The organism is Nocardia sp. NPDC056064 (assembly GCF_042266925.1).
GTDB lineage: Bacteria > Actinomycetota > Actinomycetes > Mycobacteriales > Mycobacteriaceae > Nocardia.
In genome coordinates this window covers 886,301-896,615 of record NZ_JBHJWO010000001.1, presented here as the reverse complement: position 1 = coordinate 896,615, position 10,315 = coordinate 886,301, and the positions used below count along the sequence as shown (strand labels likewise).

At 69.9% G+C, this 10,315-nt stretch carries 8 protein-coding genes; 3 read left to right on the top strand and 5 right to left on the bottom strand.

Going from position 1 to position 10,315, the window contains the following annotated elements; all coding sequences use genetic code 11:
* Positions 1 to 22: 22 nt before the first annotated feature.
* The 5 genes from ACFC06_RS04075 to ACFC06_RS04055 all read right to left on the bottom strand — a co-directional run bounded on the left by ACFC06_RS04075 (position 23) and on the right by ACFC06_RS04055 (position 4,725).
* Complete coding sequence (locus tag ACFC06_RS04075) at positions 23 to 673, bottom strand: hypothetical protein (protein WP_375927645.1); 651 nt, start codon at positions 671 to 673, stop codon at positions 23 to 25.
* Between the two features lie 229 nt (positions 674 to 902).
* Entirely contained in the window at positions 903 to 1,934 is a 1,032-nt protein-coding gene (gene cydB, locus ACFC06_RS04070; protein WP_375927643.1) for a cytochrome d ubiquinol oxidase subunit II, read from the bottom strand.
* A gap of 10 nt (positions 1,935 to 1,944) precedes the next feature.
* On the bottom strand, positions 1,945 to 3,429 hold the full coding sequence (locus ACFC06_RS04065) for a cytochrome ubiquinol oxidase subunit I (RefSeq protein WP_375935198.1): 1,485 nt from the start codon (positions 3,427 to 3,429) through the stop codon (positions 1,945 to 1,947).
* A 115-nt stretch (positions 3,430 to 3,544) separates the two neighbouring features.
* Positions 3,545 to 3,922: a DUF488 domain-containing protein gene (locus ACFC06_RS04060; protein WP_375927641.1), complete on the bottom strand. Its 378-nt coding sequence runs from the start codon at positions 3,920 to 3,922 to the stop codon at positions 3,545 to 3,547.
* Positions 3,919 to 4,725, bottom strand: a complete 807-nt coding sequence (locus ACFC06_RS04055; RefSeq protein WP_375927639.1) for a uracil-DNA glycosylase — start codon at positions 4,723 to 4,725, stop codon at positions 3,919 to 3,921. Before ACFC06_RS04055 ends, ACFC06_RS04060 begins: the two co-directional genes overlap by 4 nt.
* Positions 4,726 to 4,828: 103 nt before the next feature.
* On the opposite strand from ACFC06_RS04055, the gene ACFC06_RS04050 reads away from it, so the two are divergent.
* From ACFC06_RS04050 to ACFC06_RS04040, 3 genes are read left to right on the top strand one after another with little or no spacing between them, the layout of a single operon-like run.
* The gene (locus tag ACFC06_RS04050; protein ID WP_375927637.1) at positions 4,829 to 6,346 is read left to right on the top strand and encodes a carboxylesterase/lipase family protein; all 1,518 of its coding nucleotides are present in this window, start codon (positions 4,829 to 4,831) and stop codon (positions 6,344 to 6,346) included.
* Positions 6,343 to 9,822: a carboxylic acid reductase gene (gene car, locus ACFC06_RS04045; protein ID WP_375927635.1), complete on the top strand. Its 3,480-nt coding sequence runs from the start codon at positions 6,343 to 6,345 to the stop codon at positions 9,820 to 9,822. The genes ACFC06_RS04050 and car overlap by 4 nt, the downstream gene beginning before the upstream one ends.
* Before the next feature lie 27 nt (positions 9,823 to 9,849).
* Entirely contained in the window at positions 9,850 to 10,314 is a 465-nt protein-coding gene (locus ACFC06_RS04040) for a nitroreductase family deazaflavin-dependent oxidoreductase (protein ID WP_375927633.1), read from the top strand.
* The last annotated feature ends 1 nt before the right edge of the window (position 10,315 follow it).

The following is a 10,315-nucleotide window of genomic DNA, read 5'->3' as shown; positions in this document are numbered from 1 at the left end:
ACCGTCTGCCGGGCGTGGCCGATTAAATCGGCGGTAAACCTTCCTCGACGAGTTGATCGTGGATGATCGCGGCCATCTGCTCGGCCAGCGGGTCCAGCGGCGACACCGGAATGGGCATCCCGTCCTCGGACTGCACCTGGATCAGCGCGCACGCCAGTTCGGTGAAATCGCAGGAGCGCACGATGCCCCAGGTGCGCATCACGACCATCTCGGTGGCGGGCGCGATGGTCACCGAACGGCTGCGCCAGCGCTGCGGCGCGGGTGCGGAGCGGCGGCGCCTGCGGGTGGCCTCGGCGGCGGTGGCGGCGTGCCGCTCGGCGATCATGGCGGGCGGGATGTGCGCGTAGAGGTTGTCGCACAGCACCGCCGACCGGGCATCGGCCCTGGCCAGCGCGGTGAGCTTGCCCAGCGGCATCGCGTCGCCGGGGATCGCCCAGCCGTAGGCCGCCTTCCAGCGGTCGACCAGATCGTCGAGGACGACGGATTCGAACATGGTGATGCGGGCGGTCAGGTCGACGGACTCCTCGTCGATGCTCGCGTGCCGTTGCGCCGGGGTGAGCCGGTGATCGACGAGCCATTCGGTGCGGACTCTGGTCACCTCCCGCCAGACGTGCAGGTCGATCGCGCGCGTGCGGGATCGTTCGTCGTGCTCGTCGCGATGTGATCGGGTCATTGCGCGCATCCCTTTCATCGTGCTGCACAGCCGCGGGATCCCGCCGGTGGGGAATTCGGCCGTCAACCGGTGATTTGTTGTGCGGAGCCGGTTTCGCCTTTCCGTCAATTGCGCCAATGGTGATTTCGATCCGACTCTATCGGCACGATTGCGCGTTCGGCTATGACCACGCATGGATAGTCGCCAAATATTTGCCACGGGAATTCGCGGCGGAATGTCCGTGCGGCGTTCAGTGCGGGGGTCGCGACAGCGGCAGTCCGGTCGGCGCCGGAATGTGGTCGACGGTGAGCCGCTTGCGGAACACCCAGTAGGTCCAGCCCTGGTACACCAGCACCACCGGGGTGGCCAGCACGGCCGCCCAGCTCATCACCCGCAGGGTGTAGGGACTCGACGAGGCGTTGTCGATGGTCAGGTCGTAGAGCGGGCTGATGGTGGAGGGCATGACATTCGGGTACAGCGAGCCCACCAGCAGGACGGTGGCCGCCATCACGGTGAGCGTGGTGCCGACGAAGGCCCAGCCGTCGCGCACCGTCGCGGTCGCGGCACCGGCCAGGACCAGGCCGAGCACGGCCACCCCGAGTGCTGCCCAGGTCCAGCCGGAGCCGTAGGCCAGCTGGGTCCACAGCCCGAACGCGCCGACGATCAGCACCGTCGGCACGAACAGCACCCGGACGGTCTTGCGCGCGTCCGCGCGCACTTCGCCGCCGGTCTTGAGGGCCAGGAAGATCGCACCGTGCAGGGCGAACAGGATCGCCGTCGTCGCGCCGCCCAGCAGCGCGTAGGGGCTGAACAGATCCCACACCGAACCGACGATCTGCTTGCGCTCGTCCAGCGGCACCCCGCGCACCAGATTCGCGAACACCCAGCCCCAGGCCAGGGCCGGAATCCAGGAGCCGATCCCGATCCCGATGTCGCACCAGGCCCGCCAGGTGGGATCGTTGATCTTGGCCCGGTACTCGATCGCGCACACCCGCAGGATCAGCGCCACCAGCAACAGCAACAGTGCGAGATAGAACCCGGAGAACATGCTCGCGTACCACTCCGGGAAGGCCGCGAACAGCGCGCCACCGGCGGTGATCAGCCAGACCTCGTTGCCGTCCCAGACCGGGCCGATGGTGTTGAGCACCACCCGGCGCCGCACATCGGAGCCCTTTCCGAGGATCGGCATGAGCATGCCCACGCCGAAGTCGAAACCCTCGAGCACGAAGTAGCCGGTGAACAGGACTCCGACCAGCACGAACCAGAATTGCTGCAGGCTCATCGCTCGACTCCTAGTACGCGAACGACAGGGGCTCGACCGGTTCGGCGCGGTGCCGGCCACCGCCCCCGTCGTCATCGGATTCGTCGTGCTCGGTGGGTGCCGGGTCCGGTCCGGCGACGATGTAGCGGTGCATGAGGTAGTACCAGACGATCGCGAGCGCGCCGTAGAGCAGCGTGAACACGATCAGGGAGAACACCACGGTGCCCGGCGCGTGGTCGGACACGCCCTGGGCCACCGTCATCCGGATGGTGGTGTCACCGGTGAGATTCGGGACCACCACCCAGGGCTGGCGGCCCATCTCGGTGAAGACCCAGCCCGCGCTGTTGGCCAGGAACGGGGTCGGGATGGCGAGCAGACTCAGCCAGGCGAACCAGCGTTTGTCCGGGACCCGGCCGCGCCGGGTCATCCAGAAGCCGGCCAGCAACAGCAGCACCGGACCGGCCAGCAGGCCGACCATGGCGCGGAAGGACCAGTAGGTGACGAACAGATTGGGCCGGTAGTCACCCGGACCGTACTGCTCGACATAGGACCGTTGCAGGTCCTCCACGCCCTGGAGGGTGACCCCGGTGAACTGGCCCTCGGCCAGGTAGGACAGCACATAGGGCACCTTCAGCACGTGGGTGACGCTGTCGCAGTTGTTGTGCGTGCCCACGGTGAGGATCGAGAAATCGGGGTCGGTCTCGGTGTGGCACAGCGATTCCGCCGAGGCCATCTTCATCGGTTGCTGATCGAACATGATCTTGCCCTGGATGTCGCCGGTCAGCGCGACCACCACGACCGAGGCGGCGATGACGAGCAGGGAGCTGCGGGCCGCGGGCCGCCAGAGGGTACGCGCCTCCTCGCGTTTCACCGCGTCACCGCTGCGGGCATTGCGGACCATGTACCAGCCCGCGATACCGGCCACGAAGGTGCCCGCGGTGAGAAAGGCGCCCGCGACCACATGCGGAAAGGCCGCCACGGTCGTGTTGTTGGTGAGCAACGAGAAGATGCTGTCGAGTTCGGCGCGACCGGTGTCCGGGTTGTAGCGCGCCCCGACCGGATGCTGCATGAACGAATTCGCCGCGATGATGAAATAGGCCGACGCGTTGACGCCGATCGCCACGATCCAGATCGTGGCCAGGTGAACGAGTTTCGGCAATCGCGTCCAGCCGAAGATCCACAGCCCGATGAAGGTGGACTCCATGAAGAAGGCGATGAGTGCTTCCAAAGCCAGTGGGGCGCCGAAGATGTCGCCGATGAAGCGCGAATATTCGCTCCAGTTCATGCCGAACTGGAATTCCTGCACGATGCCGGTGGCCACGCCGAGGGCGAAGTTGATCAGGAAGAGTTTGCCGAAGAATTTCGTCAGCCGGTACCAGCGTTCGTTACCGGTGACCACCCAGGCCGTCTGCATACCGGCGACGATCGGGGCCAGGCCGATGGTGAGCGGGACGAAGATGAAATGGTAGACGGTGGTGATACCGAATTGCCATCGCGAGATGTCGACCGTGCTCATCGCCAGCGTGCTCATCGGTTCTCCTGCCATCGCAGTGATCGTCTCGCCGAGCAACTACTCCAGGTGATTCTGGTGTGCGTGCGGGCCGGGAGCGGCCGTCGATATCACATGTTCATCAATCCGATGAAACATGGTTGTCGAGAATCGCGGCCAGGACCGTCGCCTCGCTGATATCGGCGCGTCGCGCGGCGGTGAGCAGGGTGAGCGGTCCGTGCTCGGCCATCGTCCGCAATTGCGTGAGGGCGTCGGCGTGGTCGGGCTGTTGGAGTTCGCTGCGGTAGCGGTCGGCGAATTCGTCGAATTTCTCGGGATCGTGGTGATACCACTTGCGCAGCTCGGTGGACGGGGCGACGTCTTTACACCAGGTCGTGAGATCGGCGCGTTCTTTGCTGACCCCGCGTGGCCAGAGCCGGTCGACCAGAACCCGCTGCCCGTCGTCCGGTTCAGGGTCTTCGTAGATCCGGCGGACCCGCACGTCGGGTTGCTGTGTCATGGCGCCCTCGTTTCGTCGTCGGGAAGGCCGGAACCGGCCAGGGATTTCGCGGTCCGCAGGATGTCTTCGAGCATGGCGGGGGTCAGGCGGCCGGTGAAGGTGTTGTGCTGGCTGACGTGATAGCAGCCGAGCACGGTGACCGTGCGGCCGTCGGGGTGGGCGAGGGTGACCTCGGCACCGTGGGCGAAGCGCGGGCGCGGGCGCGGGACCTGCCAGCCGCCCTCGGCCAGGACCGAGAACAGGGCCTGCCAGCCGAACCCGCCGAGCACCATGATCACCGCGAGGGTGTCGGCCAGCAGTTCGAGTTCACGGCTCAGGTACGGCGCACACGTGTGCCGTTCGCCGGGAGTGGGCTTGTTCTCGGGGGGTGCGCAGTGCACCGGAGCGGTGAGGCGGGTGCCGCGCAGGGTGATGCCGTCGTCGGCGGAGACCGGGTGCGCGCCGCTGGACAGACCCACCGCGTGCATCGCCGCGAAGAGCACATCGCCGCTCTGGTCGCCGGTGAACATCCGCCCGGTGCGGTTGCCGCCGTTGGCCGCGGGCGCGAGCCCGACGACCAGGATCGACGCGTCGTCGGGACCGAAGCCCGGCACCGGCCTGCCCCAGTACTCCTGATCGCGGAACGCGGCCCGCTTCACCCGCGCGACCTCCTCGCGCCAGGCGACCAGCCGGGGACAGGCGAAACAGGAGGAGACCAGGCAGTCGAGCTCGGCGATGGTGGTGGCGGCACCGGCGGCCAGCGCCGCCCGCTCGGGGCCGTGGGGGTTGATCTCGGTGGGTTCGCAACTCACGTCGCCGACCATGGGCGTCAGTCTAGTGGGCGCGCCCGCCCCGGCCGGGCCGCGCGAGAGCGTTAGCGAGGCGAACATCCTGCGCGGTACCGGCGGTACCACGTACGGTGTACGAATGGTGTCCACCGAGATCGTGACCGCCGACGGAGTCGTGCGCGGTCGAGCGGGCCGACGTGTCGTCAGCTGGCGTTCTGTTCCCTATGCGGCCGCGCCGGTCGGCGACCTGCGCCTGCGTGCCCCCCAACCCGTCCGGCCGTGGACGGGGGTGCGCCAGGCGACGGAGTTCGGGTGCGCGGCCGTCCAGCATCCCAACGGCGCGCGGACCGGGCCGCGGGCCTGGCAGGCCGTCGGCGAGGACTGCCTGACGCTGAACGTGACCGCGCCCGTCACCACCGCCGCGCAGCCGCGGCCGGTGCTGGTGTTCCTGCACGGCGGCGGCTACATCTTCGGTACCTCGAGCATGTACTCCGGGGCCCGGCTGGCGGTGCGCGGGGACGTGATCGTGGTGTCGGTCAACTACCGCCTCGGCGCGCTCGGCTACGTCGACTTCACCGAGTTCTCCACCCCGGATCAACCGATCGAGTCGAATCTCGGCCTGCGCGACCAGGTCGCGGCGCTGCAATGGGTACGGCGCAATATCGCCGCCTTCGGGGGCGACCCGGACCGGGTCACGATCTTCGGGGAATCGGCGGGCGCGCACGCGGTGGTCTCGCTGCTGGCCACCCCGTCGGCGGGCGGGCTGTTCCACGGGGCGATCGCGCAGAGCGCGCCCGCGGACTGGATCGCCGAGCCCGCGCAAGCCCGGAGGTTCGCGCGCCGTGTCCTCGAACGCGCCGGGATCGACCCCGCCGACGCGGGCCGCGCGCTGCGCACCGTGCGCGCCGGGGACCTGAGCCGGGCCGCCGACCGGGCGCTGGGCCGGGCCCTGCGCGAGGAACCGGGCAGCTTTCCCTACGCGCCGGTGGTCGACGGGGACTTCCTGCCCGAGGCGCCGCTGACCGCGATCGCCGCCGGGCGCGCGCATCCCGTGCCGCTGATCATCGGCACGAACCTCGACGAGGCGACCCTGTTCCAGCGCTTCGGCAAGTCGGTGCCGCATACGCAGGCCCAGCTGACCACGGTGTTCGCGCGCTGCGCGCCCGGCACCGAACAGCGCGTCCTACGCGCCTATCCCGGCTATCCGGCCCCGCGTACCGCCGTCCGGATGGGCGGTGACTTCATGTTCCTGCGCCCGACCCTGGCGGTGCTGGAAGGCCACAGCCGCCACGCACCGACCTATGCCTATCGCTTCGACTACGCGCCACGGGCCCTGCGCGCGGCGGGTTTCGGGGCCACCCACGCCCTGGACCTGGTCCCGGTGTTCGGCTGGGTGGACGGGCCGGTCGGCCGGATGATGACCGCCGCGGGCGGGCGCCGGGCCTTCCGCGCGGTCCAGGACTTCATGCAGGACAACTGGGCGCACTTCGCGCGCACCGGCAACCCGCTGCCCGCCTGGGCGCCGTACACCGCCGAACGGCGGGCCACCTGCGTCATCGATCAGCCGCCCCGCGTGCTGATCGACCCCGAGCCGGCCAAACGGCAAGCCTGGCACGAGGTGTCGATCGATGTGGCCGTGGATCGGAACGAGGCATGACGGTCGAGCTGGCGGACCGGATCAGGACGCTCTACGCCGAGGACCCGCAGATCCGGGCCGCCAAGCCCGACCCGGCGGTGCACGCCGAGGTCGTCGCGGCCGCGACCCCGCTGGCCCGCATCGTCGAGATCGCCATGACCGGGTACGCCGACCGCCCCGCCGTCGGCACCCGGCGCACCGAACCGGTCGTCGATCCGGTGACCGGCCGCACGACCCGGCGGCTCCTGCCGGAGTTCGAGCTGCTCACCTACCGCGTGCTCTGGGAACGAGCCCGCGGCCTGGCCGCCGCCTGGCACGCCGACGGTGTCGCCGCGGGGGAATTCGTCGCGATGCTGGGATTCACCAGCGTCGACTACACCGTGCTCGATCTGGCCGGGATCCACCTCGGCGCGGTGGCGGTGCCGTTGCAGGGCGGTGCCGGTCTCGACCAGCTGCGCTCGATCCTGGCCGAGACCGAACCCCGCGTATTCGCGGTCGACACCGCGCACCTGTCCGTCGCCGTCGACGCGCTGCTGGCCGGGGCCACTCCGCGCACCCTGCTCGTCTTCGACCATCACCCGGACGACGACGACCATCGCGACGCCCTCGCCGCCGCGCGGGCCCGTCTCACCGCGGCCGGATCACCGGTCAGCCTCGACACTCTCACCGAGACCGTCGACCGCGGCCGGGTCCTGCCCGCCGCGCCGCTGTCGGTCCCCGAGCCCGGCGACGATCCCCTCGCCCTGCTGATCTACACCTCGGGCAGTACGGGAACGCCCAAGGGCGCCATGTACACCCAGCGGCTGGTGTCGGTGAGCTGGCAACCGCCGCGCCCGCTGGCGGCGATCACCCTGAACTTCCTGCCGCTGAGCCACATCGCCGCCCGCCTGACCCTGACCAGCGTGCTGGCCCGCGGCGGCACCGCGTACTTCGCCGCCACACCGGACATGTCGACCCTGTTCGAGGACATCGCGCTGGTGCGCCCCACCGAGATCTTCCTGGTGCCCCGGGTCTGCGACATGCTGTGGCAGCGCTACCGGCACGAACTCGACCGGCGCGGCGGACCCGACCCGGACGCGCACGCCGAGGAGGTGAAAACCGTCCTGCGCGAACAGTTCCTGGGCGGACGGCTGATGTCGGTGCTGTGCGGCAGCGCGCCGATCGCGCCCGAACTGCGCGCCTTCGTCGAATCGGTGCTGCGGATGCGGCTGCACGACGGCTACGGCTCCACCGAGACCGGCGGCGGCGTCATCTTCGACACGAAGGTCATGCGGCCGCCGGTGCTGGACTACAAGCTCGTCGACGTGCCCGAACTGGGCTACTTCACCACCGACAAGCCCCACCCGCGCGGTGAGCTGCTGCTCAAGACCACCACCATGATCGCCGGGTATTACCGGCGGCCCGAGGTCACCGCCGAGGTGTTCGACGCCGACGGCTTCTGCCGCACCGGCGATGTGGTGGCCGAGCTCGCGCCCGACCGCCTGGCCTATGTGGACCGGCGCAACAATGTGCTCAAGCTGTCGCAGGGTGAGTTTGTCACCGTGTCGAAGCTCGAGGCCGTGTTCGCCGGTGCCGATCTCGTGCGCCAGATCTACGTCTACGGCAGCAGCGAACGCGCCTACCTGCTGGCCGTGGTGGTGCCGACCGAGGCCGCGCTGTCCGGACCGGCGGGAGAGTTGCGTGGCGCCCTCGCCGCCGCGATCCAGCGCGCCGCGATCGACGCGGGCCTGGAATCCTACGAGATCCCGCGCGACTTCCTGATCGAGCCCGAACCGTTCTCCGTCGCCAACGGCCTGCTCTCCGGCGTGGCGAAACTGTTGCGGCCCAAGCTGAAACAGCACTACGGCGACCGGCTCGAAGCGCTCTACGACGAGGTGGCGCGCGAGCAGGAAGACCAGCTCGCCCAGCTGCGCCGCGACGCGCCCGGGCTGCCGGTGGCGGAGACCGTCACGCGGGCGGCGGCCGCGGTGCTCGGCTGCCCGGTCACCGACCTGCGGCCCGGCGCCCGGTTCGCCGACCTGGGCGGGGATTCGCTGGCGGCGCTGTCGTATTCGACGCTGCTGCGGGAACTGCTCGGTGTCGAGGTGCCGGTGAACGTCGTGCTCGCGCCCGACAGCGACCTCGCCACACTCACCCGCTACATCGAACGGGGGACCCGCGGTCTCGACGCCGACGCGGTGCACGGTCCCGGTGCCACCGCGATCCGCGCGACCGATCTCGCCCTGGCGAAGTTCCTCGACGCCCCGACCCTGGAACGGGCCGCCGATCTGCCCGCTGCCGAGGGCATCCACACCGTCCTGATCACCGGCGCCAACGGCTACCTCGGCCGGTTCCTGTTGCTGACCTGGCTGGAACGGCTCGCGCCGCGCGGTGGCCGGGCGGTGTGTGTGGTGCGCGGCGCGGACGCCGAGTCGGCCCGCGCCCGCCTCGACGCTGTCTTCGACACCGGCGACGCCGCGCTGCGCGCACACTTCCACGCCCTCGCCCGGGACGCGCTCGAGGTGATCGCCGGTGATCTAGGCGAGCCGGATCTCGGTGTGCCGCAACCGGTGTGGCAGCGGCTGACCGAACAGGTCGACCTGATCGTGCACTCGGCCGCGCTGGTGAATCACGTGCTGCCCTACGGTCAGCTCTTCGGCCCGAACGTCGTCGGGACCGCCGAGGTGATCCGGCTCGCCCTCACCACCAAGCGCAAACCGGTGAGCTACCTGTCGACCGTGGCGGTCGCGGCCCAGGGCGAGTTCTTCGCCGAAGACGGTGACGTGCGCGCGATGAGCCCGGTCCGGCGGCTCGACACCGGCTACGCGAACGGCTACGGCAACAGCAAATGGGCGGGGGAGGTGCTGCTGCGGGAGGCGTCGGAACGGTTCGGGCTGCCGGTGGCGGTGTTCCGCTCCGACATGATCCTGGCCCACCGCGACTACGTCGGACAGCTCAATGTGCCGGACGTGTTCACCCGGCTGCTGCTCAGCGTGCTCGTCACCGGGATCGCGCCGGAATCGTTCTACCGCACCGATTCCGGCGGTGAACGCCGCCGCGCCCACTACGACGGGCTGCCCGCCGATTTCGTCGCCGCGGCCGTCACCGCGCTGGGCGCGGCCGCCACCAGCGGCTACCGCACCTACGACGTACTCAACCCACACGACGACGACATCTCCCTGGACACCTTCGTCGACTGGCTCATCGCCGCGGGCCACCCCATCGCCCGCATCCGCGACTACGACGAGTGGTTCACCCGCTTCGAGACCGCCCTGCGCGCCCTGCCCGAATCCCAGCGCAGACACACTCTGCTGCCGCTGCTGCACGCCCATCGCCGCCCCGGAGTGCCGCTGGCCGGGTCGGCGCTGCCCGCCGACGGATTCCGCGCGGCCGTGCGCGGGGCCGGAGTCGAGACCATGCCCGACATCCCGCACCTGGATGCGGCACTGATCGGCAAATACGTCCGTGACCTGGAGGGTCTCGGGCTGCTGGCGCCACCCACCGGCACGGCGTCGTAGCCTGGGCCGAGCGAGAAGGGACACCGCATGGGCCGATCCTCGATGGGCGCGAACCTGGGTGCCAAGGCGCTGCGCACCCGGTGGCTGGTCCGTGCGCCGATCCTGCTCTACCGGGCGGGATTCGGGTTCCTGTTCGGCCGTCGCCTGCTGATGCTCGAACACCTCGGGCGCAGCAGCGGCCGACGGCGCTATGTCGTGCTCGAGGTGGTCGACCACCCGGCCGCCACGGAGTACGTGATCGTGTCCGGATTCGGGGTCGGGGCGCAGTGGTACCGCAATATCGTCACCCACCCGGCCGTCCGGGTCTCGACCGGCTTCCGGCGCCGCCTGCCCGCCACCGCCACCCCGATGACCGAGACGGACTCGGCGCACGCGCTCGAGCGGTACGCCCGGCAGCATCCGCGCGCGTGGAAACAACTGCGCGCCACCATCGAACAGGCCACCGGCGCCCCGGTCGACACCCTGCCGATGGTGCGGCTGCGAGTGCGCTGAT

What these genes read in the sequence shown, in the direction of transcription:
- ACFC06_RS04075 (WP_375927645.1), bottom strand. Translation starts at nt 673, where the DNA reads ATGACCCGATCACATCGCGACGAGCACGACGAACGATCCCGCACGCGC.
- cydB (WP_375927643.1), bottom strand. Translation starts at nt 1,934, where the DNA reads ATGAGCCTGCAGCAATTCTGGTTCGTGCTGGTCGGAGTCCTGTTCACC.
- ACFC06_RS04065 (WP_375935198.1), bottom strand. Translation starts at nt 3,429, where the DNA reads ATGAGCACGGTCGACATCTCGCGATGGCAATTCGGTATCACCACCGTC.
- ACFC06_RS04060 (WP_375927641.1), bottom strand. Translation starts at nt 3,922, where the DNA reads ATGACACAGCAACCCGACGTGCGGGTCCGCCGGATCTACGAAGACCCT.
- ACFC06_RS04055 (WP_375927639.1), bottom strand. Translation starts at nt 4,725, where the DNA reads ATGGTCGGCGACGTGAGTTGCGAACCCACCGAGATCAACCCCCACGGC.
- ACFC06_RS04050 (WP_375927637.1), top strand. Translation starts at nt 4,829, where the DNA reads ATGGTGTCCACCGAGATCGTGACCGCCGACGGAGTCGTGCGCGGTCGA.
- car (WP_375927635.1), top strand. Translation starts at nt 6,343, where the DNA reads ATGACGGTCGAGCTGGCGGACCGGATCAGGACGCTCTACGCCGAGGAC.
- ACFC06_RS04040 (WP_375927633.1), top strand. Translation starts at nt 9,850, where the DNA reads ATGGGCCGATCCTCGATGGGCGCGAACCTGGGTGCCAAGGCGCTGCGC.